The sequence below is a fragment of the Arthrobacter sp. MMS24-T111 genome, assembly GCF_054888995.1.
In genome coordinates, this window is sequence record NZ_JBTZRO010000002.1 from 57,651 (window position 1) to 84,030 (window position 26,380).

General features: G+C 59.4%; 20 protein-coding genes and 2 pseudogenes. 15 read left to right on the plus strand and 7 right to left on the minus strand.

The window, feature by feature from the left end; all coding sequences use genetic code 11:
- Positions 1-104: 104 nt before the first annotated feature.
- Positions 105-2,183, plus strand: a complete 2,079-nt coding sequence (locus ACX5I6_RS20205) for a beta-galactosidase trimerization domain-containing protein (RefSeq protein WP_461841816.1) — start codon at positions 105-107, stop codon at positions 2,181-2,183.
- Between the two features lie 288 nt (positions 2,184-2,471).
- Here the strand turns inward: ACX5I6_RS20205 and ACX5I6_RS20210 are convergent, their stop codons facing one another.
- Complete coding sequence (locus ACX5I6_RS20210) at positions 2,472-2,603, minus strand: hypothetical protein (protein ID WP_461841817.1); 132 nt, start codon at positions 2,601-2,603, stop codon at positions 2,472-2,474.
- Positions 2,604-2,648: 45 nt separating this feature from the next.
- On the opposite strand from ACX5I6_RS20210, the gene ACX5I6_RS20215 reads away from it, so the two are divergent.
- The 3 genes from ACX5I6_RS20215 (at position 2,649) to ACX5I6_RS20225 (ending at position 5,567) form a co-directional block, all read left to right on the plus strand.
- Positions 2,649-3,755 (plus strand): tyrosine-type recombinase/integrase, encoded by a 1,107-nt coding sequence (locus ACX5I6_RS20215; protein WP_461841818.1) that lies wholly within the window; start codon positions 2,649-2,651, stop codon positions 3,753-3,755.
- Positions 3,752-4,093, plus strand: a complete 342-nt coding sequence (locus ACX5I6_RS20220; protein ID WP_461841819.1) for a helix-turn-helix domain-containing protein — start codon at positions 3,752-3,754, stop codon at positions 4,091-4,093. Before ACX5I6_RS20215 ends, ACX5I6_RS20220 begins: the two co-directional genes overlap by 4 nt.
- 61 nt (positions 4,094-4,154) lie before the next feature.
- Positions 4,155-5,567 carry a site-specific recombinase gene (locus ACX5I6_RS20225; protein WP_461841820.1) on the plus strand — a complete coding sequence of 471 codons (1,413 nt, stop codon included), beginning with the start codon at positions 4,155-4,157 and terminating at the stop codon, positions 5,565-5,567.
- A 743-nt stretch (positions 5,568-6,310) separates the two neighbouring features.
- On the opposite strand, the pseudogene ACX5I6_RS20230 reads toward ACX5I6_RS20225, so the two are convergent.
- Positions 6,311-6,612: pseudogene (locus ACX5I6_RS20230) on the minus strand (DUF4193 domain-containing protein).
- A gap of 194 nt (positions 6,613-6,806) precedes the next feature.
- Between ACX5I6_RS20230 and ACX5I6_RS20235 the strand changes: the two are divergent.
- Positions 6,807-7,375 (plus strand): annotated as a pseudogene (locus tag ACX5I6_RS20235) (recombinase family protein).
- A gap of 211 nt (positions 7,376-7,586) precedes the next feature.
- Here ACX5I6_RS20235 and ACX5I6_RS20240 read toward each other — a convergent pair.
- Both ACX5I6_RS20240 and ACX5I6_RS20245 read right to left on the minus strand, forming a co-directional pair.
- The gene (locus ACX5I6_RS20240; RefSeq protein WP_461841821.1) at positions 7,587-8,939 is read right to left on the minus strand and encodes a hypothetical protein; all 1,353 of its coding nucleotides are present in this window, start codon (positions 8,937-8,939) and stop codon (positions 7,587-7,589) included.
- The gene (locus tag ACX5I6_RS20245) at positions 8,932-9,903 is read right to left on the minus strand and encodes a hypothetical protein (protein WP_461841822.1); all 972 of its coding nucleotides are present in this window, start codon (positions 9,901-9,903) and stop codon (positions 8,932-8,934) included. Before ACX5I6_RS20245 ends, ACX5I6_RS20240 begins: the two co-directional genes overlap by 8 nt.
- A gap of 160 nt (positions 9,904-10,063) precedes the next feature.
- Between ACX5I6_RS20245 and ACX5I6_RS20250 the strand changes: the two genes are divergently transcribed.
- The 3 genes from ACX5I6_RS20250 to ACX5I6_RS20260 all read left to right on the plus strand — a co-directional run bounded on the left by ACX5I6_RS20250 (position 10,064) and on the right by ACX5I6_RS20260 (position 15,162).
- The gene (locus ACX5I6_RS20250) at positions 10,064-11,464 is read left to right on the plus strand and encodes an SIR2 family protein (protein ID WP_461841823.1); all 1,401 of its coding nucleotides are present in this window, start codon (positions 10,064-10,066) and stop codon (positions 11,462-11,464) included.
- Between the two features lie 358 nt (positions 11,465-11,822).
- A complete protein-coding gene (locus ACX5I6_RS20255; RefSeq protein ID WP_461841995.1) occupies positions 11,823-13,523 on the plus strand; it encodes an ATP-binding protein in 1,701 nt (566 codons plus the stop codon).
- Positions 13,524-13,803: 280 nt separating this feature from the next.
- Entirely contained in the window at positions 13,804-15,162 is a 1,359-nt protein-coding gene (locus tag ACX5I6_RS20260; protein ID WP_461841824.1) for a Shedu immune nuclease family protein, read from the plus strand.
- Positions 15,163-15,669: 507 nt separating this feature from the next.
- On the opposite strand, the gene ACX5I6_RS20265 is transcribed toward ACX5I6_RS20260, so the two are convergent.
- Both ACX5I6_RS20265 and ACX5I6_RS20270 read right to left on the minus strand, forming a co-directional pair.
- Entirely contained in the window at positions 15,670-15,909 is a 240-nt protein-coding gene (locus tag ACX5I6_RS20265) for a hypothetical protein (RefSeq protein WP_461841825.1), read from the minus strand.
- Between the two features lie 100 nt (positions 15,910-16,009).
- Positions 16,010-16,789 carry an SDR family NAD(P)-dependent oxidoreductase gene (locus ACX5I6_RS20270; protein ID WP_461841826.1) on the minus strand — a complete coding sequence of 260 codons (780 nt, stop codon included), beginning with the start codon at positions 16,787-16,789 and terminating at the stop codon, positions 16,010-16,012.
- 81 nt (positions 16,790-16,870) lie between these two features.
- Between ACX5I6_RS20270 and ACX5I6_RS20275 the strand changes: the two genes are divergently transcribed.
- Complete coding sequence (locus tag ACX5I6_RS20275) at positions 16,871-17,467, plus strand: TetR/AcrR family transcriptional regulator (protein WP_461841827.1); 597 nt, start codon at positions 16,871-16,873, stop codon at positions 17,465-17,467.
- 405 nt (positions 17,468-17,872) lie between these two features.
- On the opposite strand, the gene ACX5I6_RS20280 is transcribed toward ACX5I6_RS20275, so the two are convergent.
- Complete coding sequence (locus ACX5I6_RS20280; protein WP_461841828.1) at positions 17,873-18,922, minus strand: Gfo/Idh/MocA family protein; 1,050 nt, start codon at positions 18,920-18,922, stop codon at positions 17,873-17,875.
- 391 nt (positions 18,923-19,313) lie between these two features.
- Here ACX5I6_RS20280 and ACX5I6_RS20285 point away from each other — a divergent pair, with 391 nt between their 5' ends.
- The 6 genes from ACX5I6_RS20285 (at position 19,314) to ACX5I6_RS20310 (ending at position 26,349) form a co-directional block, all read left to right on the plus strand.
- Complete coding sequence (locus ACX5I6_RS20285) at positions 19,314-20,297, plus strand: LacI family DNA-binding transcriptional regulator (protein WP_461841829.1); 984 nt, start codon at positions 19,314-19,316, stop codon at positions 20,295-20,297.
- An 869-nt stretch (positions 20,298-21,166) separates the two neighbouring features.
- Positions 21,167-22,702 carry an ABC transporter substrate-binding protein gene (locus tag ACX5I6_RS20290; protein WP_461841830.1) on the plus strand — a complete coding sequence of 512 codons (1,536 nt, stop codon included), beginning with the start codon at positions 21,167-21,169 and terminating at the stop codon, positions 22,700-22,702.
- Between the two features lie 57 nt (positions 22,703-22,759).
- Complete coding sequence (locus tag ACX5I6_RS20295; RefSeq protein ID WP_461841831.1) at positions 22,760-23,014, plus strand: hypothetical protein; 255 nt, start codon at positions 22,760-22,762, stop codon at positions 23,012-23,014.
- A gap of 49 nt (positions 23,015-23,063) precedes the next feature.
- Positions 23,064-23,702 carry an ABC transporter permease gene (locus ACX5I6_RS20300; RefSeq protein WP_461841832.1) on the plus strand — a complete coding sequence of 213 codons (639 nt, stop codon included), beginning with the start codon at positions 23,064-23,066 and terminating at the stop codon, positions 23,700-23,702.
- A complete protein-coding gene (locus tag ACX5I6_RS20305; protein ID WP_461841833.1) occupies positions 23,699-25,513 on the plus strand; it encodes a dipeptide/oligopeptide/nickel ABC transporter permease/ATP-binding protein in 1,815 nt (604 codons plus the stop codon). The genes ACX5I6_RS20300 and ACX5I6_RS20305 overlap by 4 nt, the downstream gene beginning before the upstream one ends.
- Positions 25,510-26,349, plus strand: coding sequence for an ATP-binding cassette domain-containing protein (locus ACX5I6_RS20310; RefSeq protein WP_461841834.1), 840 nt, complete (start codon positions 25,510-25,512; stop codon positions 26,347-26,349). Before ACX5I6_RS20305 ends, ACX5I6_RS20310 begins: the two co-directional genes overlap by 4 nt.
- Positions 26,350-26,380 lie beyond the last annotated feature (31 nt).

Below are 26,380 nucleotides of genomic sequence, written 5' to 3' on the forward strand. Positions count from 1 at the left end.
CGGATCCAGAGGGCTGAAGAGGCCCGGACGACGCCCACGATTTATCCACCGATACCGCGCCCCCGTACCGGAATCGCATCCAAACTAGAGACCGAAAGACTGAGATGCCAACAGCCCACACCCCGAGCCCGTTCATCAGCATGTGGTTTGGAAACTTCTTCGAGCCCTTCTACTCCGACGCCGACGCAGTTCGTAACGGTATCGCAGACGTCGCGGGTCTCGGGTTCAACTCCGTGAACCTCGACTCTAAGCCTTGGGAGGACTTCTTCGCGCGGTACAGAGGCGAACCATCCAGCCAGTACGTAGCCACGCAGGAACTCATGATGAGCGAGGCCGCAAAGCACGGCCTGGACTACACGTGCCTCGCGCTTTACCTATGCGGCGACAACCTTTACCCGAATATCCGCGACGTGCCCCCTGTGCGGGGAGAACAAGCAGTTCTCCCCAACGGTCAACCGATGGGTACGTACAAGTACTGGTCACCCGTCGCTCAAGCAACGATGGTGGAGCACGTTGCCGGGCTCCTGCGCCTCTATGGAGCGGGCATGCGTCGCACGAGCGAGGGCAAGATCGTGATGCAGACGATGTTCGACCCGATCGCCAAGCCAAGCTTCGACGAGGAAGGCAGAAAGCACTACCTGGATTGGCTCAGCCAGCGTTACAACGGTGACATAGCCGAACTGTCTCGCCGCTATGACGTGATCGCCGGCAGTTTCGAAAGCTTGCTTCCCGCGGACTACTGGCTCCGACCAGACGAACTGAACTGGGTCGGGTGTGCCCTGCCGACGGCCAACGATTTCCTCGCGCAAACCCCGGACTACTATCGCTGGGTCGATAACCAGACATATTTGGGTGAAGTGATGGTCAACTATTTCGCGACGATGCGTGAGCACTGGCAGGCTATGGATCCGCAGCTGTTCGTCGAACCCGTGCTGCACCAGTGGGGTTATTTCTTCAACCCTCCCGGGCAACCAGACTGGCAAACCGGACAACGTGCTCTGGACGTCTACCGGCTGGCCAAGCACGTTGACAGTGTGTTGTTCATTGCGGCGCCGCTGAATGCAGAGAACCGTCCCGACGCGACCGTTCTTAGTGTCGAGGGTGCGATTGCCCGAACCGCGAACGAAGGGCGTCCGTTTACTGGCGGGCTTTACCTGGGCCGCCACATCAATGAGGACGTCTACCGAACCGTGCCGCCGGCAGAAGCGATCGCCTCACAGGTCGCTGCCGGCGCGCAACGACTCCACACCTACGGGTACAGCGGCCTCGACGACGGCGGCGTCCTGTTCCGCATGGACGACGTATTCAAAGACTCCCTACGCCGTGGCACACGTTGGGCAGCCGAGGTAATACCGCTTCTCCAAGAGCCTCGTAAACAAGAAGTCGCGCTTCTCTTCCCCGCGGCAATGAGCTTCTACGAACCGCTGGAGCTGGACGAAGGCGGCTGCCACCGAATGGACCTCCTCGGGTGGTACCAGCAGCTAACCGATCTCGGCTGGCATGTCGATATCGTCCATCCAGACCAAGTCGCCGCCGGCGCCCTGCAGAACTACCAACATCTGGTCGTTCCCACCGACTCGCTCTACGGTCTCACGGACACCAGCGCCGCTGAAAAGGCGATCCGCGAGTTCGTGGAGGCAGGCGGAACGATGATGCACGGAGCGGGATGCCTACTCGCCAAGCGCGTATTCGGAATCAGTGAAGAAGCCGTGGATTTCGACTGCATACGTTGGCACGAGGATCTCATCCCTCACGGGTGGTCGACCTCGGCCTTTACGTCTGCTGGTGAAAACGTAGGCTCGTACATTGATTCGGGCCGACCGGCCATCCTCCGCACCCCCGTCGGTCGAGGGAAAGTGTTGTCATTCGGGTTCGAGTACGGCTACGCGTACTCCCGCCGCACTATGCCGATCGTCCCTCCCGCCTACGGTCGGAGTGAGATGCACCCCCTGGTACTTCTGGAGACGACACCCATCAATGACGAAATCGGCATCTCCCCGTCCGCCCTGATGCGCCCGACCCGAGGTGTTGAGACTGCGCTCTTCGGAAACAGCGCAGTCATCGTAAACCATCGGGCATCGCCCGTAGATATCAGTGCGCTCCCCGCGCGACGGCAAATCCCGTTGATTCCCTCCGCGTCCGGGTGGCTTGCTGCACACTCGGCGGTATACATCGAACTCTAAGCCGGATCGAGGGGGTCAGGCACTGAGCGGGTCCTGGTCCCTGTGTCGCTTCCCTCGTTGCGTAGGCTGCGGGCCTTTCCCGCAGCCTACGGCGCTTGAACGGGGCCCGTAAAAGATCAGCATTCCGTCAGGAGACGGGAGTTCGTGCATCCACTTCTACTCCCGTGGTTTTAACGCCGATAATATAGGTTATGTAAAGCTGAAGTGATCCAATTGCAGAATTTGCAGATTGGGACCCGGTGATACGCCTTCCCGTTTCCGACTTCCTGCCCATTGAAATCCTTGCCGTTACAGGGATCCGGGCCTGTTCGACGATGCGCCGGGCGTCGGTCCGGCGCATCGAACAGTCGACGGGATCCAGGGGCCGTGCAGGCTGATGATTTCGCCGATTTCCGGGGTTTCCTTGACACCGATTCGCATTTTATGCACTCTAAGAGCATTATTTGCAGATGCATCGGAGGCGTGATGGACCCCTGGGAGGGCCAGCTGATCAGGCTTCCGCTGCGTCAGGGTGCATTCTCTGCGGACGCCGTGTTCGAGGACATGCTCACGGGCTGGAAGCGGCAGCAGCTGGCACGGAACTTCACGGTCGGCACGATCCGAGGACGTGAAAGCCTGGTCCGGCGTTTCGTGGATCACACCGGGCATTTTCCGTGGGACTGGACTGTCGGTGACGCCGACGATTTCTTCGCCCACGAGCGCTCCATCCTGAATCTGGCGTTTGCCACCATCCGGGCCTATCAGACGCATTTAAAGGTGTTCTGCGATTTCCTGACCGATCCTGTCTACGAATGGGACCGCCTCTGCCTTCAGGGGTTCGGCCGCTCCCCTGCCCAGATCATCACCGAATTCAACCGCGCCCGCCACGCGCAGAACAACGAGCAGGCACCTGCCAAGCGGCCGTTCAGCAGGGTCGAGCTGCAGGGATTCTTCGATCTGGCGGACCTCGAGGTCGAGCGGGTCCTGGCCTCGGAACGAAAGGGGGCGGTCGCCGCCTACCGTGATGCCACGCTGTTCAAAACGGCCTATGCCTGGGGCCTGCGGGCCAACGAGGTCACGCACCTGCAGACCGTGGACTTTTCCCGGAACCGCCGTGCCCCGCAGTTCGGCGAGTTCGGTGTCCTGCAGGTCCGATACGGCAAGGCACAGCGCGGATCACCACCCAAGCGACGCTCCGTGCTGACGGTTTTTGACTGGTCCCCATCCGTCGTGGATACCTGGATCCGGACCGGGCTGCCGTGGCTGGCGCCGGCGGTGTCGGACGTCTTTCCCACGGCGACCGGGCTGCCGGTTCCCAAGTCCAACCTGCACCGCCGCTTTCGGGACTACATCGATGAGCTCGGTTATCCGCCGGGCCTGGACATCCATTCCCTGCGCCGGTCCTACGTCACCCATCTGTTCGAGCACTTCGGCTTCGACCACACCTTCGTCCAGCGGCAGGTCGGCCACGAACACGCCTCAACGACGTCCCTTTATACGGCCGTCTCCAGCGACTACCAGACGAGTGAGCTCAACCGTGTGCTGGAAGGCATGATTGACAGGGCCGTCGGGCCGAAGGAGGAAAGACAATGAAACGCGACATCGAATACCGGTGGCGGGCCCGGGAGCTCATGGCCCGGCACGGCATGCGCAACACCCGCGAACTCGTGGCACCACTGCGCGAGAGAGGCATCACCCTCTCCGAGTCACAGATCTACCGCATGGTCAGCCAGAACCCCGAACGGATCTCCTTCCAACTCCTGGCCGCCCTCTGCGACATCTTCGGAGTGGAGGCAAACGAGCTTTTCACCTTCACGGCCACCGACGCCAGGACCAAACGCCAGAAACAGGCCGCCGCCTCCGGGGAAAACGTGGTCAGGTTTGCTGACGCCTACAAACCTGTCAGGGCCCGGATCCTTGACGACGACTAAACCCGGGACCCGCGGGCGGCCCCGGTCCCACGGCGGCCACCGGTGCGCCCGATGCGGACGCATGGCCGCCAAGATCCGCGTGACCTGGCCCGACGGACCAGTCTGCGGGATCTGCTTCACCACCGCACTGCGCACACACGGAACCTGCCCCGACTGCGGGAAAGACAGACTGCTCCCCGGCAGGACCGCCGACGGCGTCGACATCTGCAAAGACTGCGCGGGCATCACCACCAACATGACCTGTGAGAGCTGCGGCACCGAAACCGAACGATTCCGCGCCGGCCACTGCATCCGCTGCGTCCTCCGAACCGATCTGGACGCCCTGCTCCAACCCCGCACTCCCCCGGACTTGAGCCTCAAACGCCTCATCGGAGTACTCGCCGGCGCAGCAAGGCCCGAGAGCATCTATACCTGGGTGCGCGGGGCCAACACCAAAGAACTCCTCACCGGTCTCGGCACCCGAAGCATCGCCCTCACCCACGAATCCTTCGACGCTCTGCCCGCCTCACGCTCAGTGGAATACCTTCGCGAACTGCTCGTCCACCACGGCATGCTCCCGGACCGCGACCGCCAACTCGCCGCTTTCGAAGCGTGGCTAACGGCCCGCATCCAGGACCTCTCCGAAACACCACACATCCAGGCGCCAATCGAACGGTTCGCCCGCTGGCACCACCTCAAACGCCTCCGCCAAATGGCCGGCCCAGGAAAGTCGCTGAACACTGCCGTCCGCTCCGCCAAACAGGAAATCACCGAAACCGGAAAATTCCTTGCCTGGCTCTACGCGGAGCACGGACTCACCCTGAACGGACTGAGGCAGACGCACCTGAACCAATACCTGAGCGAAGGGCCCACGACCCGATACGCCATCCGCACCTTCCTCGTCTGGCACATCAAGAACAAGGAAATCGGCAGGCTTCAGATACCGCACCGCTACGCCGCCACCAAGCCGCTCATCACCCAACAGCAACGCCTCGCCCTCATCCGGCATTGCATCGACTCCACGGCAGCGCCCCTGGGCTTCCGGGTCGCGGGCCTAATCCTGCTGCTCTTTGGCCAGCCGGTCGGCAAGATCGCCGCCCTGAAACGCACGGACCTGCAAGCCCTGCCCGAAGGGCTGCACCTGAGCCTTGGCAACATCCCCGTCCTGGTTCCTGCCCAGATCTCCCCCATGTTCTGGGACTACCTGCACGACCGGCCTAACCAACAGACCGGCAACGCCGGGAGCCAGTGGCTCTTCCCCGGCACCCTGCCGGGCCAGCACATCCACGCCGACGCGATGATGGGCCAACTCCGCGCCCTCGGGATCGATCTCGGAGGCGCCCGGAACGCCGCCCTGCGAAGCCTCATAGAGGAACTGCCACCAACCCTGGTCGCAAACGCACTCGGCTACAGCTACCAGGTCATCCACAAACACGCCGCCGACGCCGGCGTCCCGATGGCCGGCTCCGCGACAAAGCTCACCTCGCCCGGATAAGACCCATGCATGAAGCATTTATCACCCCGGCGGGTCGGCCAGCCACTACTTTGTAAGCCGGCCAGGGTCCCATGGACGCTCAGGAGGCTTGCGGAGAATGGTCCAGAGAGGGATAGCCATGATGCCTACTATCAAGGCTATTCGCCAGTCCAGTCCGCCGACGGAAAGCGTCCTGATCAGGACACCGGCGAGCAGTATTAGTACCCACCAGGCCGTATAGAAAGCTCCACGTTCCCTACGTTTCCACCAGCCAAGACGTCCTTTGACGTCGGCCGGGGGCTTACGATCCGCGGTGGAGAACTGGCCCACAAGGAGCCCCGTTATCGCAACTGCCACAACAGAGTACGGCAGAACACCGCTGGCAACGCCCGCAGAAAGAATGATCAGCACAGCCAGCAGGAACACCTTCACAGCGATCCGGACGCGCGGGCTCAGGCTGACTCGGCCGCCACCACTCTCACCCTCCACGTCATCCCCCAAATACCACGCACGACAAAACACCTAACATGGCTATCGCGCAGCCGACTTCTCCCTCTGAAGAATACGCCGGCGACAGATTCGTCAATGAAGCAGGCTGAGCTGAGGCGACCGCCACGCCATAGCGGGCGCCTAATCTGGTGAAACGCCAGCAATAGGACTCAGACGGATAAGTGCCGTTCCCGCTTGAAGGCTGCGAATTGCATCATATGCATCTTTTCGGGCTCCTCTTAGGTTCGTGGAAGCCTTCGTCGACGCGTAGCGGATCAGCCTTCACATTCGATGCAATATGAGCGGCCGTTACTTTCGCGTGCCAGCTGGGACCGGTGACGGACCAGGAAACAGGATGAGCAGGTGAACTCGTCCGCACCTGTGGGATGACCTGGACGATGAGTTCCTCGGAGACGATTTCCCCGCCCGGGGTCAGCCCTCCATCGAGGGCGTCGGCTTCGTCGAGTTCGGTGACGACGCTGCGGGCATCCGGGGCGCTGGCGGATTTCAGGGCCTCCAGGGAGCTGTCTTGTGATTCCTTGACGTCGGCACAGACTTCGTCGTAATCGGCTGCCACTGGGTGGTCCTCATTTCAATTTCTTCGGCGGGTGTTTTCCTGGCCAGAGAGCAACCTACACCACCGCGACGGTATTCCCGTCCGCGGATCCAGCCGCTCCCCCGGGCGGACCTGTTTCCCGCGTCCGGGGATCTTGACGTGGTCGCGGGGTGAGCCGACACTCGTTCTCACACGCCTACAGTTTGGAGCCTGCCGTGAACGGTCAGCGTATCGGCTACGTCCGGGTCAGCACCCTTGACCAGAACGAGCAGCGCCAGCTCGAGGCGCTTGCTCTTGACCGGGTCTTCACCGAGAAGGCCTCCGGCAGGGACACCGCGCGGCCGCAGCTGACCGAGCTGCTCCGGTTCGTCCGGGAGGGCGACGCCGTCGTCGTTCACAGCATGGACCGGCTGGCCCGCAACCTCGATGACCTCCGCGCCCTGGTGCAGGGACTCACCAAGCGTGGAGTGCGGGTGGAGTTCCTCAAGAACAGCTCGTCTTCACCGGCGAAGACTCCCCCAAGGCCAACCTGATGCTCTCGGTCATGGGCGCCTTCGCCGAATTCGAACGATCTTTGATCAGGGAACGCCAGCGTGAAGGCATTGCCTTGGCTCAACAGCGCGGGGTGTATAAGGGCCGGAAGAAAACTCTGACACCGGAACGGGCCGCCGAGCTAGTCCAACGAGCCGGCAGCGGGATCCCAAAAGTTGTCCTCGCTCGCGATTACAGAATCAGCCGGGAAACAGTCTATCAGTATCTCCGCCACGCGAATGGAATGCATTGAAAGTAACTTCCTCCCACTCAGCGCATTTAGAGGCCCTTCTAGACATTCAGTCAGCACAAGAATGGCGAGGACTCAGGACCACCTGATGATTGAGCGCAAAAACTAGTCGAGAAAATAGGCGTGAACCTTCTCGTCGGAGTCCAAGATCTCGTCTGCAGGTACGTCCAGTCGTCGTGCGAGTTCGGCTGATCCAATGAGCGCGACCTGCACGTCAGGCGAGAAGGCTCGTTCGAGCAAGCCGAGATAGTCGGACATGGCCTGGTCCAGTTTCTCGGTGAGCTCTTGGTACTCGCCGGAGAGCTGATCGTCGAGCATGCGCTGCTCGCTGAGATAGCGTTCGATCAGCTCGGCCTCTCGCTTCGAGAGGGATGTTGCGGCCGCCTTGTACATTATTGTGCCGACCGTGTTGCCGATAACGGCGCCGAGTACTGGAACTGGGATGAGCGCCTGGCCGACAAAAGAAGACAGTGCGCTCACCGCGGCTTCCAGAGCGAGGAGCTTCTGAGTTCTCGATGAACTCCAGCTGGTCGATCTCGCCACAGCGGAGCTTATTCGCCTGGTCCGCGATACCGAAGGCGACGGTGACAATTGAGCTCGCGACGGCCGCTGATGTGGCGGTGAAATTCGTCAGCGTGTAGATGCTGAGGCCGCGTACTCCGCCTTTGACGAAGCTGAAGCCGGTCTCTCCTGCGATGTCGAGCCAGTCCTGCTCGCTGAACTCTTTGAGTCGCTTACCTTCCCGACGCTTGGCGGCCACTGCCAGCGCGAAAGCTGTACCGCCCTCAATCACGGCGGCTGCAAGTGTGGCTTTTGCTCCTTCTTCCAGGTTTGGCAGACTCTCCTGATAGGCGTTGTCACGAAGCGCCTTGTCGGTAGAACGGAGGTAGGTTTCCTCAGCCGCCATGGTCGACTCGTAAGCGCCCCTCTGTACCTCGTGGTACTTGAGCGTCGATGGTTCGAGTGCATCGATACCGATGGATCCCTCCTGAAAAAACCCATCGATTCGTTGCCAGTCCTTGAAGGAGGGGCCGTCTCCACTGCGCGACAGTAGCTTTCCTACTTCATCCGGCGGCAGAGAGTACAGTTCCTTGATCACTTCGAAGTAATCAGCGGGTATCTGGTACTTCCCGCCGTTCTGCACAAAGTCGGGATACTTCTGGAGGTGCTCGGCAATTGCTCCTAGGGAGAAGCTGCCACCTGCTGCGACAAACTTCTGCTGGATTTCCACCCCGCAGCGGATCAGGTCCACGGGCCCGTTGTCGTTCACCCATTGGTAGACCGGCGCCTGGCCCAGTATCTGTTGCCGGGCATTGGAGATACCCACCTCCGCGATCTCAGCGATGAAGCCGTGCATCCCGTGCTGTCCACCGCGGTTGGCTGTGACCACCTCAAGGTCAATCTTCCGAATAGCTTCATCGATGTTGGTGAGTGCATTCAGCAGGTTCTCGTCCTGCTGCCTGAAAGAGCTCAGCAGGTCGTCGATGCGGAGTTGATTGAGGTAGTTCACCCATGAAGCGACTGCCTGCTCCTGATTGCTCCTGACCAACTTCGGCAGGTCATTCACCAGTCGCATCCCGCTCTATGCGCGTGTTCAGCAGTGCTGCACACGACTTCGTATCGTTCACGAGGACGCCGAGTTTTTGCTGCTGGGAATCGGAGAGGGAACGAAAGTCGGCGCCAAAGTACGGCAGTGCTTCGCCGTAGCACTTCACCAGCTCTAGGCGAAGCGTGGTGGTCTTCTGGAGGAGGTCGGCGATCTTTGCATCATCGCTTTTGACGGCCGCGGTGTTGCGCTTTACAGCAGCAAGCGCCTCCTGCTTTGCCGCGAGATTGTCGAACTTCTTTTTTGCGAACAGCGCGATTGAGGCGAGGAGGGTTGCTCCTGCGACGGTCCAACCGACGGGGCCGGCCAACGCCAGTAATGCGCCTCCTGCCGCGGTGCCTCCACCTCCGGCAGCCAATGCTCCGCCTCCAAGCCATGCAAGAGCAGCGTTGCTAGCAGCGGCTCCGGAGAGAGCGGAGATGGCGGTACCAGTCGAGGCAGTGCCGAAAGTGGTGGCGACCCACATCGCGGCCGTCGGCGCAACGCTCGCGACTGCAGCTCCCGCGGCAAACCCAGCGCCGGCACCGGCAGCAGACCGCTGAGCAGCTTCCAGGTCTTTCCGGGCGAACTCCTCCGCATCCAGGAACTTGGCCTTGTAATCCCCAATCTCGCCGAAGGACGTCTCGAACGATTTCGGGGTGTTGGCGATGCTGTTCACCAACACCTCGACGAACTCGATAAGGTCGGCTGACCGTTCGCGCTGGCGCAGGAGCGAAAGCCCTTTGTCGCTCATCGCAGCGAAGGCCGCGTTGTACTCCGCTATGGCCTCCTCGTAGGCGTCCGGCGTCTTCGTTGCCATTTTATCGACCGTGTCTTTGGCGGCTTCCCTGACGCTGTCAATCTGCTCGATGAGCTGCGTCGACGCGCTTCGAAAGACCTTGCCAATGCCCTCTATGGCCTTGTTCACGTCGACTTGTTCAGCCATCGTCTTTCCCCAACTCGATTTCGGTTTGCTTCCGAAAAAAGATTATCGACTGCCGCTGACAAAAATGGACCTTCTGTCCCGCCAGCTACCAGGTCCTGTGTGTAAGTCAGGTACCAGTAGTGCGCTCAAACACTGGCCGAGCCCGTGAGAGAGTATGCCTATGGGGATGAATGAACAAGAGGGTGTGCAGGGCCTCTTCCTAGTCGGCGGACGCATCAAATCGAAAGTCACATCGGCGGACCGGCATATTCTTCAGGACCACCTTTCGAACCTGTTGCAGGTTCATAACCTAGTGGTTCTTCTTGGGTCGGGAGCGTCGTTTCACCTGGGGTCACCGCAGACTCGCAACCTGAATAACGAGAAGGTTGTCGAGTTGATCGGAAACGCGGGGGGAAGTGTGAACGATGCCGATAGGGCGCTACTCAAGCTGGTCAACCCAGGGGACAACGGTGATCTCGAACGCCTTTTGAACGCTCTGCAGTTGGCTTCAGCGTTAGCTATCCATACTCAAGGAGGGACGGTTACCCTCGGCGAAGGCGCGGCTGCTAAGACTTTCAACGTCGATGCTCTCGAAGCACTACGGCATAAGATCGGTTCCGCACTTGTTGAAGCGTGCAAGCTCCCAGGAAAAGCGGACGATGTCGACGAGGATTACCGGTCCGACCCATTACGGGCCCACCGGACGTTTATCTCCCGGATGGTTCGATCGCGGCGTTCCAATCTACCTCGTCCCAGGATCTTTACAACCAACTACGATCTGGTCATTGAGCGAGCCTTAGATGAACTCGGATATCCATACGTCGACGGCTTCAGTGGGACTGTGGAACGAAGACTCAATTTGTCCTTCTATGGGCTCGATTTTCACCGGATAGACACGAGTACGCAGAAAGTCATCGCCCGGGCCGACGGTGCTCTCTACGTCCATAAGATTCACGGCAGTTTGAACTGGCGTGCCAGAACGGAACGAGACCGTATTACTGGTGTCGAATCACTGGAAGTGCACCAAGTTGCAGACGGCGCCCCCTCAGGTGATGACCGGGTTCTTATCTACCCGACCACCGCAAAAGAAGGTGACACACTCGCTTTTCCATACTCCGACCTAATGCGGCAGTTAGGCGATTCGGTTCAGCAGGACGATACCGCCATCCTTGCGGTTGGATACGGTTTTGCGGATCCCCATATCAATCGGATTCTGTTGCGTAGCCTGGCAGTTAACCCAGCCCTGAATGTGCTGGTAGTCGACCCGTTCGCCGTGCTGGAACCTTCGGTGATGGCAGAAATACTGGGATCCGATGACGTAGTCGGTAAGCGTCTCGACGCTGATGGCCGCAAGACGAAGGGGACGGCAGTATCGGCACTTGCCCAGGCTGCCGACGCAAGAATCGCGGTACTTACAGGTGATGCGGGAAAATTCACCGTCTTTGCAGACCTTATGCCGGATCCCTCACTGGGCGACGCGGTGGCATCCCCTCGAACGGTTTCCGAGCTTATCGAATCATTAGAGCTCATTGGCCGGAAGACGACCGCGAAAACTCTAGCGGAGGACGGTTTCAGTGCCTGAAGTAGGCGTCATAGGACGCGTAACCGCAGTTCAGAGCACCACGCTCCGGGTCGCGCTGGATGTCGGCGCGAAAGGCTTTACCAAGGTAGGGCCGGACGGCCTCCATACTGTCGGTGTCGTAAACTCCTATGTCACTGTGCCGGCGGGGGCCCATAAGGTCGTGGCTATCGTGACCGGCGTTTATATCAGCCGACGAATAGAACCCAGCGGCGAGTCAGTTGTCCGCAGCGAAGACGACCAGAGCGCGTACGAACTTGAGGCAGCCGTGGTCGGACGGTTCGAAGGTGGGGCATTCAAGTCAGGACTAACTGGATACCCGCCTTTACACGCTCCCGTAAACTCGGCGACGCCAAACGAGGTGAAAAGTATCTTCTTACCTCGTGATGTCCCCGCGCTCCGCCTCGGAACTTCGACGGTGGCGGCCGACCAAGACGTTCACCTAGACGCAAATTTACTCCTTGGACACCATTGCGCAGTGGTTGGGTCTACGGGATCAGGAAAGTCATGCACTGTTATGGCAATAATCGACGGCCTGCTTGACCGACCAATTCCTAACGGTCACATCGTCATATTCGACGTCAACGGAGAGTACGCCCAATCGTTCCGTGATGACTCTACGCGCGGGCGATCTACCCGCACTCTGGTACTGGGGCCGTCTCTGGGAGCATCGGACGGCCTGTTCCTGCCACATTGGTTTATGAATAGCGAAGAGAACCTTGCGCTGTTCCGTGCCGGTGAAGGAGTTCAAGCCCCGATTCTGCAGCGTTCGATTGCGGACGCACGGGCGAGCAAATCCGATGGGCGCTCTGACGTCAACAGATTGCTGGCAGTCCGTAGCTCCATCACCATTATCGAGGGACTTTACGCAGATAAGCAGGCCGAATTGCGAGTCTCCCAGCAACTATCCGCGCTCGAGGCACTGTTCCAATTACAAGCTCAAAATTCAGGTCCGTGCAGTGCCCAGTGGACCGCAATGCTGAGCCTGGTGCGTGAAACGGTCAGGCAAGGCAACATCCGGCCGCAGCCGTGGACGCCGCTTGATGCACAGCAGATCGTCTCCCTCAACACTCTCTTCGACGGGCTTCGTGCTCAGATTTCTCAGGCGATCAGCGCTCTCAATCTTGGCAGTGAGAAGGCCTCGCCTGACTTCGATGCACCGATCTACTACTCGCTGCAGGAACTCTGTGATTTCTTCCTGCCAAACCGCGTCACCATGGAACAAGCGGGCGACAATCGCATCGCCGCGTATGTCGCAACCCTACAGATGCGGCTAAGCCGGCTCCTCGCAGATGGGCGTTATGACTTCATGTCGCGGGTAGAAAACCACTACGACCCGTTGGGCTCATACCTGAGGATGCTGATGGGGGCGGACCCCCGACAGGAAGGGGATGACTCCGACTGGCCAGGGGCAAAACTCTATGAAGAACAATCGGCCAACCACAATGATGGCCCGTCTGTCACCATCTTCGATCTGAGCCTGGTCGCTAGTGACGTCTTGGAGAATGTCACCGCGCTGCTGGGAAGAATCCTGTTCGACTTCGCTGTTAGAAGCGATCCACGGGCCGAGCATCCAATCTTGCTCGTACTCGAAGAGGCGCACCGATTTGTCCCCGCACGCAGCGAATCGAACAGCGCAGGAGGCCGGTCCGCTTCTGTATTCGAACGGATCGCTAAGGAAGGCCGCAAATTTGGACTGTCCCTGTTGTTGGCAAGCCAGCGTCCCAGTGAACTTAGTGAAACGGTAGTCGCACAGTGCGGGACAGTAATCGCGCACCGCTTGACGCATGAGGCTGACCAAAACTTGCTACGCCATGCGACGTCGCTCAGCTCAAGATCTCTTCTGGATCAGCTTCCTAGCCTCGCGCAGCAACATGCCTTGGTAACCGGAGTAAGCACCGGCGTGCCCGCGGCTGTTCGAATCCGCGATATCCAAAACGCTCCAAAGAGCAACGATCCAGACTTCATCAATAGGTGGGCTGATAAGCAGAGACTTAGCCAACTGCCAGCACACATTGATCGCGTTGTCGAGAATTGGATTGGACTTCCGGACCGGCAGTAGGCCGACGCTCGGGCCCGCAGTCAAGAGATGGACTCCTTGATACAAGGACATACCGGCGGCACAGCTGCTGCGCGACGCGCCACCAGCGTTGCTCCACACCGACTCCTCTCCCCGGCCCCGTTTCGCCGTCGCCAGCCGCCATTCAGCCAGGCATTCACTTGAGCCTGCTAAACCGACTGTTGATGAAGTAGTTCGCCCAACCGAGGGTGCAGCCCTATTTGAAGAAAGTTGACTATCTATGGCGCAGTACGGGATACAGCCCGGCGACCGAGGGACCCTGATGACACACTGGAGTGAAGATGGACTCATTGAGGGGCGCTTCATTCCCAAAGAAGCTCCCTCCCCCGCAAGCGGAGCGGCGCAGTTCCTGTCGGACGGTGGGGTTACACTCGTCAACGTCAGTCCATCTGAGCGCCAAATGACAATCTACCCAACCGATACCCGGCCTCATAGCGAAAGTTTTTTGGGTCCGAAGTACTCCAAAATCCGGGCCATAGTCATGCCAGCGGATGTAGACCCGCATGTTGAGGTTGCAGACATACTAGACACGTTGCCAGCCGGTTTCATTAGTGACCCGGAGTACGGCCTTGGGCTCACGAAAGAGTGCGATGTACTTGTAAACCTCATTGAGGAGTCGACTAACTGCACCGCGATAGAGTTCATCAGCTCGGGTGATTCTAAGGTGGAACAGAATACGTTCTTCATCAGCTTCGCCAGGTTCAGCTCGCTAAGAAGAGACTTAGCTAGCATCAAGAGTCGTGGTGACCACGGGATTCGCCGTGTGAAGGAGACACATGTTCACAATTCGCTGGCCGGATTGCTCGGCCTAAAACCGCGACAGCTTACTCTCGGTGTACTGACTACGTCGAAGTGGATGACCAAGGTCGCTGCCGGTGAGGAGCCGCTCAACATCGAGGAACAGGACACGCTTCTCGATGCAACGACCAAGCATGCGGCACAGATAGCGTCGGTGGCTCCTGAAAAAATGGTGCGACTTCAGCGTGACATTAACCTGGTGAATCTGGAGCGACTCATAGGAGCGTACGATACAGCCCTGCAGCATCGGCACAATGAGAACTGGTGGCAGAAATTCTTTGAAGAAAACGTCTTTGTCCTACAACTCTTGTTCGGCGGCCCTACGGCGTTCGTAGGCGCGCAAGTGCCAATAGGCGACGGCGCCAAAGTGGCTAAAGGCAAGAAAATTGCCGACTATTTATTCAAGAACGCATTAACTAATAACGCGGCCCTGGTTGAGATCAAGAAGCCAACCACGAAGCTTATGAAAAAGAGACCATATCGGCATGGGGTTTATGGTGTGCAGTCTGAAATCGCCGAGGCGGTAACCCAGGTGCTTGATCAGGCGCTTCAGTTAACGCGCTATGAGACAGCAACCAAAGAGCGGACGGGCGATGCGACCTGGGCAAGCAATGCCCCTCGCTGCTTTGTTGTTGCCGGACACGCCTCCAAAGAACTCACTACTGATGACAGGAAGAAGTCGTTTGATTTGTACCGTGAGTACTTGTCGAACGTTCGCATCGTGACATACGACGAGGTTTTGGGGCAGTTGGAAGCCCTTCGCGACTTCCTTTCCTTGGAAGGTTCTATTGAGTCGAAAGCGGGCTTGACTCCAACAGTCTGACATCGGGGGCCGGCGCGATCCTTGGACGCGTCCGAAGAAGACTAGTCAAGGCTGCCCGCGCCCAGCTTCCGAACGATGGTCCTGCCACTACCTGCAGTCAGCGGGCAGGTCGCAGTGTCCCGAGAAACCTTGAAGGTGAACCTGCAAGATTTGCTACCGGTAATGCCCGCTTCTCTACCTCCCGCTTGCCATCAAGACTCGCAACTAACGGCGCAGGGTTCTCGATCGCGACGTCTACCTACTCAATGGCAGTACCACTCCCCTACTCGCCAGCCTTACAGAATCGCCATTATCGGCGTTTCAGAGCGCATACGCTCAGAAGGCCCGATGGACGCGGATGCCCGAAAGCCGTGCAGCCCTCAGCGTCACCACTACCCCGGCCACATGGCGTCCCCCGAGATATAAGTGCTCACCCGGAATACTTTGTAGCGGATTTTCGTAAAGCCTTGCAGACTCTTCCGACGTCAGGTGGAGAGGCTGGTGTGATTAGCCGTGCTCCGGCACTTTCTAACCTTTTGAAACCTCGTAATGAAAGCCATCACGGTCTTCCGCCGCCCAGGCTTCGTAGAACTCGGCCTTTTCGAATAGCCTGCGTTGTTGGGCCGGGGCAGTCAGCCAGAGGATGCTGCCGTCCTCGGTGACCGCGTCCACGTGCCCGGTACACACGGGGAAGCCCTGCTGCCGGATTTCGACGCGCGCGCCTGGAAGGATCGTCCAGTCTGTAATGCGTCTCAGATTTGTAGACACTTCGTATCCTGTTCCAAGACGTGCCATGCACCCTTGAAGCCGGGTGCATGGCACGTCTACTCATGGCTGAATCAGCCTGGAAGAGCGGCTCCCGCTGGGGCTAAATCGCCGACCAGCCGCCATCGGAGGCCAGAATGGCGCCATTGAGGTTGGTGCCGTCGTCGCTGAGCAGGAAGGTGATGGACGCAGCCAACTGCGCGGCGCTTGCCGGCGTGGGGATATTGGCCTGCATGAGCGGGACGAGGCGTTCAGTGGCCAGTTGGGATCCGAAGTTCGCCACGATGCCGGTGAGGGTGGGCCCGGGAGCCACGGCATTAAAGCGCAGACCTTGGGGGCCGTACATCACCGCTGAATTTTTGGTCAGGCCAACGACGGCGTGCTTAGAGGCCGTGTAGGCGGCCCCGGCGGCTGAGCCGCGGATGCCGGCCTCGGAGGAAACGTTCACCACGGAGCCTGTGCCGGCTTCCAGCATCAGCGGCACCACGGCGCGGGTCAGGCGCATGAGGGCGGTGACGTTAATCCGGAAGACGCGGTCCCAAAGTTCGTCGTCCACCTCGTGGAGGGGGGCGAAGTTGTCCATGATTCCGGCGACGTTGGCCAGCGCGTCGATGCGTCCGCCCGCAGCCGAAACGATAGCGGCCACGGTTTCTTCCGTGGAGATGTCGCCGGCGACGGGTACCAGGTCCAGGCCGCTGTTTTCTTCCACCAGGGCATCAAGGCGTTCCTTGCTGATGTCGGCGGCGATGACCTGGCCGCCCTCCCTGGCAATGCGCAGGGCGGTCGCCTGCCCAATCCCTGACGCTGCGCCGGTCACGACGACTGTCTTTCCTGCGAACCGGTTGTTGGTGATGGTTTCCTGCCACGTGGCTTCGTTGCCCATGTTGTCCTTTCAGACGCTAAACAATGATGCCATCCACCATACGACACGCTGTGTCATTATGGAAGGGTGAATACTGGTGAGATGCTTTCGAATGACATGGTCACCACTGCCCGCCCTGCTGGACGGCCCGTGAGCATCGACCCCGAGGCGGTTGCCACACTTGCCCTGCGAATGTTTGCCGAGCGTGGGTACGAGCAGACCTCGATGGAAGACATCGCGCGCGAGGCTGGGGTAGGGCGTAAAAGCCTGTACCGCCATTTCGCCAACAAAGCGGACCTGGTATGGGGTGGAATGGGACCGGTAATAGAAGCCTCCGCTGCCGCCTTCGAGTCAGCCCCTGCAAATTCCCGGTCCGGAAACGCGATTCTGGACGGACTCCGGGAAATCGTGATTACCGGTATTGCTGCCCTCCCGGACCTCGACGTGACCCGAGGAAGGCTTCGATTGATCTCCGAACACCCCGAACTGATGGGCCGAAGCCAGGATTTTTTGAGAACTCGTCGTCAGCAGACCCTCTCCTACCTCGCTGCGGGGGGCATTCCTGATGACACCGCCCGGTACCTGTGCGCCGCCCTTACCGGGGCATCATTTGAAGCTTGGCTGCAATGGGCGGCTGGTGATGACGCCGACCCGGTCCCCTACCTTCGGCGGGCCCTTGCGGTCCTCCAGCTGGGTTAATTCCGCATCTTCTCCTTCCTACTTGGGTTGACGAGCCACCCGGACGAGAATGACAGGGTGGTGCCCTTTCTAGTTTTTCCCTTGGCAACTGGAATGTGGGTTGAGCGTTGATGGTGTACTCGTCGTGCCGCGACTGGTCATCGGTGGCGCTCCCGGACGAATCAGTAAGGGACGGCTGGGTGCGCCCGAACTGTGTAGAGTCCCGGCCCGGTTTGCGTGATCAAGATCCCTATCTGGTGACGGTCAGCTGCATCCGTCACCGCCACGATCGCCTTGCTGATGGCACCGTTGACCCGAGAGGGATCTTCCACCCTGACTTCGACCATCCCTGGTGACGGATGCAACGCTTCTTGGAGAGGCTGGTCAATATCTCTGGCTTTCAAATGACGTCGCTGCCCATGCAGTTCAGGAAATCCATGCGCTGGGTTTGACGGCTTCAACGCTGAATGCTGCGGGTGTTGTCGGACCATTGGCGCTGAAGCTTGCCCGAATGGCGTCGAGGGTGCGAAACACGGCAATAGTGTCCGACGCCGTATGTTCGGGATGTTCCCGAAGGCCGCTTTGAACAGCCTTTGCCACCGAGCGGATCATGGGGAGGTATCCGTTGCCTTCACGTGGCAAGCGCACCTTTTCTGGATTGGTGAACAGGTCCACGCCTGCTCCTGTGGCGTGGATGTCGAGGTCCGTCGTGAACCAGAACGGCGCAGGTAGGGTTATCCAACCTCCGGTGCCGCTCACTGACGCCGATGGGTCAGAGAATTCCGTCATGCCGCTAACGCACTGTGCAAAGCGGCCGGCCGAAAATTCAAGTGTGTAGTGCTGAGCTTCGTCCACTCCGTTCTCTCGAACCATGCCACTGGCTTGCACTGACTCGGGTGTCCCTAGCATGCAATGCGCGAGTGTTACCGGATAGATGCCCTGGTCCAGGAGCGATCCTGGACTGCGCCGAGGATCCCAACGGCTGGTTCCCATGGATTCCGGGAAAGGAAAAGAGAATGCTGCACGAACGTTGCGAACCTCACCAATACGGCCGCCCTCCACTTCGGAGCGAAGCCGACGGAAGGCAGGATTGAACTTCATCCACATCGCTTCCATCAGGAATACCTCCTGCGCTTTGGCAATCTCGAAGAGTTCAATCACTTCAGCTTCGGTAAGTGCCATCGGCTTTTCGACGAGAACATGCTTTCCAGCCTGCAACGCCTGCTCTACGATCCCGCGGTGGGTCGCGAAGGGGGTTGCAACGTAAAGTACGTCCACCCCGTCATCCGCCAGTATGAGATCCAGATTGGCAGTGGAATGAGGGACGGAAAATTCGGCCGCAAAATTGGCGGCCTTCGTCGCGTCCCTGCTGTGAACTACAGCTATCTCCACGCCATCGCACAAGGACAGGTCCTGCACGAACGTCCGCGAGATGGCGCCTGTGCCTATAACTGCCCACCGCTGCAAACCTGTCATGGTGTTTCCTTTCGCTTCTGGTCGATTTCCCGGTGATCGCGCTTTTCTCGCTGCCGGGGCATCAGAGACTGTTCCGACACGAACGGAACCAAGCCTTGTGATTTTCAGCGGAAGCGCCCAAGCACACGGCATTCGCGGAAGCCTTTGGCAGAGTGTCACATTCTCAGGACGAGTCGAGGTCCTTGCAACGCACCCTTGAGTCCGGGGTCCGGGGCAACACGCACAGACTTTCCCCAGCTATAACTACTCCCCCGGCAAGAGAACGAAATTAAAGAGTCTCACGTGATACCGAGTGATTGAAAGCGTAGGGGTATCGCGCGATACACGCAACCCGCTATTTGGCCTATTTCCAAACAAGCTGTGAGAAAATGACCGCATGCTACAACGGACGATGCGTTCCAAGCCGGCCACGGCTGCCGACGTTGCCGAACGTGCCGGTGTTTCCCGAGCCACTGTCAGCCATATCCTCAACGGGAGGGAGGGCCGGTTTCCCGAAGAGACACGAGCGAAAGTTCGGATGGCCGCAGCAGAGCTGGACTACCTTCCCTCGCCCGCCGGCCGGAGTTTGGTCAAGGGGCACAGCGACACCATAGTTCTCCTCGCACCAAATACGACCCTCGAGGCCAACCTCCAGGAGGCGCTGGAACAGTTGGCCGAGAAATTCGATGATGCCGGCGTCAACGTAGTGATGCGTTTTGTCGGCCCTGACCCAGAGACAACGGCTACATCGATCCTCAAGCTCCGCCCCATGGCAGTCGTGGATCTCGGATCACTGCCACGGACCGCCAGGGAACGCCTGGCAGCGAATGGTGTGCCTACTGTCCCAGACATGGACCGGGGGATCCTCGCAAACGGCATGCCAACAGATTTCGCCATCGCAGAGTTACAGGTAGCTGAGCTGACAAAGAACGGTCCCCGCCAAATCGTCTATGCAGGACTCGATAATGGAAGGCCTGATCCCTTTGGTGATCGCAGGACGACTGGCCTTACGGAAGCCTGTGAACGACGCGGCATCCCGAAGCCGCAGCGCATCGTCGTCCCGATGGAGATCGCAGGGGCAATTACTGCCCTTCGCGGAGTCCAGAAAGAAATTCCAGTCGCTATAGCCGCCTACAATGACTCGGTGGCCCTGGCTGTGCTGAGTGCAGCGGAGAAGCTTGGGCTCTCCGTACCGGATCAAATTTCGGTTGTGGGCGTTGACCGAAGCGAGCTAGGTCAGCTATGGCGCCCCCGCCTCACTTCGATCGTGGTCGACATGAGGGGACTCATCGATCTGGCCGTGGCCCAGTTTACGGCGGCCATCAAAGGAGAAAAATTGCCTTCCTCAAATGGCAACGACCTCGCCCTGAGCCTGCACCCCGGCGAATCAAGTTGAGACGGGGCGGACATCTCCGGTCACATTAACCACGCCGAATAGTGGAGCATTCAGCGGCCACTGCGAATCGGGGATTAACGCCGAGAAATGCATACCGGCGAGGCGGTCCGCCTGTGTCCTCCTCGGCAAGCACTTCCAGGCACAGGGAAATGTCCGCAGCATAAAAGATTCCGATCCCGGCTCAGGAGCATGCCTGCGAGTAGCGCGATCAGCTTGCGGCATAGAGCAGGCCGGCAGGAATGATGAACGTCTGGGCCTGGGCCTGTCTGACAGGACACCGCTTATCGCTGCGCACCCAACGGATCGGGCAGCCCCGAAATGGCAGTCGGGCCGCGGAGATAACTGATTAGAGCGCGGGGCTTCGCTGCGATCAAGAGTCCGAAACTGAACGCTGTGGCCGTTACCGGCGAGTACCGAAATCAATCTCACCTTGTCTTGGACGAGGCCTCCCGGCCTCAGGCGTCATTGTAAACACGCGAACAGGAGTATGACGACCGCACCGAAGGCGTCAGGAATCCTGAAGAGCGGCACGTGGGAACTGCGGTGTATCCTCCGGCAGCCTCTTGACTATGCACCGGGGGTAGCGGGGGTCCCCACGTGCGCCTGTGCCGGATTCTTGCGGGCGGAATCCACAAAGAGAAGAGCGCCTTGCACCCGAAGCCGGCGCACGAGCGGAGGCTTAACGATCTTCGAGGACTTGACTAAAAATAGCCTCTAGACGCAGGTACCACGTGTGCCCTACTGTAGGTATCGCGTGGTACGTGAGCGCACTCACAGAACGCACCTTACTGAGTGTCCATGGCAGTCTCGGCCGAGCCTCAGGACATCCATGGATTTACAGCAGCTCCCTCATTGACAAGGAAGTCTTCATGAAGACGAGAAATTGGGCTCGCGCCGCCGCTGTTGCGGTTGCGGCAAGTCTCACGCTCACCGCTTGCACAGGTTCGACCGGCACATCCGGAACAGACGGGCAGGAAGGCCCGCAGACCCTCCGCCTGTCTCTGTCGGCCCCGCCGTCGAACTTCCAGGTCGGCAACTGGTCCGGTGGCGACGCCACACTGTTCATGTCGGCCTATGACTCCATCATCCACCGCGCCGTGGATGGGAAACTTGTACCGGGCATCGCCACATCCTGGCAGTACAACGAAGACCGGACACAACTGACCTTGAGCATCCGGGAGGGTATGAAGTTCACCAGTGGGCATCCGGTCGACGCGGCAGCCGTCGCTGCGTCAGTTGAAGCAGCCCGTGTCGGGGCCTCAACCAAGGAGAACTTTGCCTTAATTTCCAAGGTAGAAGCGACTGATAACTCCACGGTGGTCATCTCTCTTTCGGCTCCGGATGCAGCGTTCCTGCCTTCTTTGTCTGGAACGGGCGGAGTTGTCGGAGATCCTGATTCGTTGACGGCCGAGGACGCCAAGCTTTGGCCGGTCGGATCCGGCCCCTACGCCCTCTCAAAGGATGAGTCCACGGTAGGTTCCCGCTACGTCCTGAAGAAGAACGCTGACTATTGGAACGCGGACGCATTTCCCTACCAAACTGTTGACGTCCAGATCATGCAGGACCCGACTGCCGCCCAGAACGCAGTTTTGTCCGGGCAACTTGATTACACGGGTCTTAGCTCGCTGGATGCCAAAGCGCAATTCCCGGCGGACCGTTTTACGGTTGGTGAAGGAAAGCCGTCTACTGTCGCCGCTCTCTGGCTTGTAGACCGGGAAGGCAAAATCGTTCCGGCCCTCAAAGACGCTCGGGTACGGCAGGCAATAAACCTCGCCATCGACAGACAGGGCATCGCCACCAAACTGAATCCCGGCACCAAAACGCCGACAAACCAGCTGTTCAGCGGGCAAGGCGACGCCTACAGCAAAGACTTGGAAACAAAGACCCCGTACGACGTGGAACGGGCCAAGAAGCTGCTCGCTGAGGCCGGCTATGCAGATGGCTTCGCTGTCACCATGCCCAGCGTCACCGGCGTCACTACGGCATTTGAGTCAGTTATCCAGCAGTCACTGAGCGACATCGGCGTGAAAGTGACGTGGGAATCTGTGCCCTTCCAGCAGTTCTATCAGAAGGTCTTTGGCGGCAGTTACGGCATGTTCTTTATGTACAACGGCCTCAGCGGCTCGGATGCCCAGGACTACAACGCCTCCAAGTCAGGTATTTTCAATCCCTTTAAGTACACAACACCGGAGCTTGACAAACTTGAGGCCGCTGCCAATGCAGCGCCCGAGGATAAGCAGGGGGAAGCGTTCCGGGCGATCAACGAGTACTGGGTGAATGATTCCTGGGCTGTCCCGATCAGCGACATCGGCGGCTTCTATGTCACCCCCAAAACCGTCAAGTACACCCCGCCGGTTCAGTTCGGTATGGGTGTCGAGCCCTTCCAACCCGCTGGCAACGGCTAGCCATATCCACTGTGGTGCGGGGGCTTCGGCTCCCGCACGCAGACTTCGGAGATTTTTGTGCTCACTTTCCTGTTTCGACGAATTGGCGAGGGAATCCTCCTGGTCTTCATCGTCACCGCCATCACCTTTTTTCTGACCTTCGGCGCCAACATCCCGGTCGCGCTGAACATTCTGGGGCCAAACGCAACCATTGACCAAATCACTATTCTTGAACGGAAACTCGGTCTCGACCGCCCCATCCTTGAGCAGTACTGGAGCTGGGTAACCCACGCCTTGCAGGGAGATCTGGGGCGGTCGTATTTCAGCCAGTGAACCGGTCGCCCACGCTATGGCCGGTCGCCTGCCGGTTACGTTGTCGATCGTGCTGCTCGCCTGCATCATCACCATCCTGATCAGTCTGGTTCTCGGCGTTACGTCCGCAGCCCGCGGCGGCCTTCTCGACTCAATCCTCCAGGGAATCACCACCTTGTCATTCATCTTTCCTGGAATCATCCTCGGCATCGGAATGGTGTACCTGTTCGCCATCACCTTGAAACTGGTACCGGCCGTAGGCTTCGTAGCGTTTTCGCAATCACCGATGGGATGGTTCGCGTCGGTTATCCTTCCCGCAGTGCTCCTGTCCATCGGCGGCATCGCCGCCCTCGCCTCGCAGATCCGTGGCTCGCTGATCGACGAACTGAACCGCGACTACATCCGGACCCTCCGCAGCCGCGGGGTCTCCGAGAGAGCTATCCTTCTCAAACACGCGATGCGGAACGCAGCCAGCCCCTCGCTCACGACCTTTTCGCTGCAGTTCATCACACTGTTCGGAGCGTCGTTGTTCATCGAGAAAATCTTTGCCATTCCCGGCTACGGCACGTACGGCTTTACTGCAACCCTCCAAGGAGATCTGCCGGCGATGCTCGGCGTAACCCTGTTCGGCGTCGGCCTGGTGGTTGTGGTCAACCTCGTCGTCGATGTCCTGAACGGATGGCTCAACCCTAAGGCGAGAACGTCATGACTATTCCAGATCCTGAAACCATCACCCTGGCCAGCGTGCCGGAGGCGAAGCGCCGAGCAGGTGCCTTCCGACGGCTTCTGACCAAGCCGCTCGGGCTGTTCTCCCTCGTAGCACTCGCCATACTTGCCATTCTTGCCGTGCTCGAACCGGTGCTCAGCACCCATGATCCCGCCTTCAGCTCTCTCCAGCACGTCAATGCTCGGGCGGGCACCCCGGGCTGGCCGTTGGGAGCGGATCAGAATGGCCGCGACCTCTGGGCCCGCTCGCTTGCCTCGCTGCAGGTCTCCTTTATCTCCGCCCTGATTGGTGCAGGCATGGCCCTTGGCATAGGTACATTATTCGGTCTGGTGGCAGGCTATGTCGGCAACAGAACAGATTCGATCATCTCCTGGGCGTTCAACCTGCTCATGACCTTTCCCGCGCTGGTGCTCGTGATGGTGCTCTACCCGGTGATGGGATCCTCATACCAGGGAATGATGTTGGTATTTGGTTTCTTCCTGTCGCCAAACATCTTCCGGCTGGTTCGCAACCTGGTAGTCGGAGTCCGAAACGAACTCTACGTCGACGCGGCCAAGGTCTCGGGGCTTTCCACGTGGCGTATCTTGTCCCGGCACGTCTTCTATGCTGTCCGCGGACCGATCATCATTTCGGCTGCCTTTATGGCAAGTGCCGCGATCGGCGTACAAGCGGGGCTCGCCTTTCTCGGCTTTGGATCGTCAACCACGCCAAGCTTCGGTGCTATGACAAGCGACGCGTTCCTCAACATCTACACCCGTCCGGAGCAGATGGTGTGGCCTGCAGTCTTCCTCGGATTGCTTTCGGGTGGGCTCGTGCTCCTTGGAAACGCCTATCGTGATGCTCTGGCGGCACCCACCGCCCTGGCTAAGAAACGGGCGTTCCGCAAGACACCCGACGCAGAAGATGCAACACAAATATCGGCTCCAGTTGCCCCAGCTCGCAGCATCCCCGGCGGACTTCTGGCCGTCCGAAATTTGCGGGTGAAGTACCCACAGCCAGATGGAAGCGTCAAAGCAGTGGTGAAAAGCGTTTCCCTCGACGTCAGGCCCGGCGAGATTGTCGGTCTGGTGGGCGAATCAGGTTCGGGTAAAACCCAAACCGCATTCGCCATTCTCGGATTGCTCCCCAAGGAGGCAAAAATCAACGCCGACGTCATGGAGGTAGCCGGAGAACCTTTGCTCGGCAAAGACCGCAAGGCGATGCGAAAAGTCCGGGCCGGTGTCGTGGCCTACATACCGCAGGAACCAATGGCAAACCTGGATCCCTCCTTCACCATCGGCAGCCAGCTCGTCGAACCGTTGAAGGACCGCATGTCCCGCAAAGAGGCAAAACAAACTGTTCTCGGATTGCTGGGACGGGTTGGAATCGCCGACCCGCAGCGTACTTTCAAGTCCTATCCCCATCAGATCTCTGGTGGCATGGCGCAGAGGGTGCTCATCGCAGGTGCCGTTGCAAGCCGCCCGAAGCTGCTGATCGCAGATGAACCCACAACAGCCCTGGACGTAACGGTGCAAGCTGAGATCCTCGATCTGCTGCGGGATCTCCAAAATGAATATGGCATGGGAGTACTGCTTGTCACTCACAACTTCGGAGTGGTCGCGGACCTTTGCGACCGCGTCCTGGTCATGCGCGAAGGAGAGCTAGTCGAAGGGGGCGACTTACGCCAGATTTTCCATGCCCCGAGCCACGAATACACCAAGGAACTCATCGGGTCCATCCTCGATGAAGACACAGTGCGCAGCGACCTAATTCCAATTCCGGTTCACACGGCCGCCACCAAGGAGGGCAAGTGACAGATCTACTACAAATTTCCAACCTCAGGCTTAGCTACCCCAGCCGCGGGTTGCGGGGAACAGCTCCAGAAGTACTGCGCGACATATCGCTGACTATCGCCCCCGGAGAGACTCTCGGACTGGTTGGCGAATCGGGATCGGGGAAAACTACGCTCGGGCGTGCCGTACTTGGCCTGGCAAAACCAACCGCCGGCTCAATCCGCTTCGACGGCCGCGACATCACGCATCTGAGCCACCGTGCCCGTCGGCCTCTCGCCCGCGATATTCAGGTGGTCTTTCAAGACCCATATACGTCGCTGAACCCGGCGCTGCAGATCGCCGACATCCTTTCCGAACCATTGATCGCCCAAGGAGTAGATCCGAGGAAAGCGCGCCGATCGGTCAGCAACCTCCTGGACCGGGTTGGCATGCCCAGCAACGCCGCGGAACGGTATCCGCGGGAGTTCAGCGGCGGCCAGCGTCAAAGGGTAGCAATCGCACGGGCACTTGCGCTAGAGCCGCGCCTCATCGTCTGCGACGAACCCGTTTCTGCACTGGATCTCACTACCCAGGCCCGTGCCTTGGATCTGTTCATCGAGCTGCAGCAGAGCACCGGAGTGGCCTACTTGTTCATCACTCACGACCTCGCAGTGGTGCGACACGTCAGCCATCGAGTAGCCGTCATGTATAAGGGAGAACTCGTCGAGACCGGGCCCACCGCTCAGGTGACCACTAATCCGAGCAACATCTATACCAAGAACCTGCTGCTTGCTGCGCCCACGGCTGACCCGGACCGCCAACGCCAACGCAGAGAGGCCCGCAAGCTGCTACGGGCCAGCGGAGTCCAACGAGCATGAGATTTACGCTGCCGTAGCTCCTCGCCCCCGA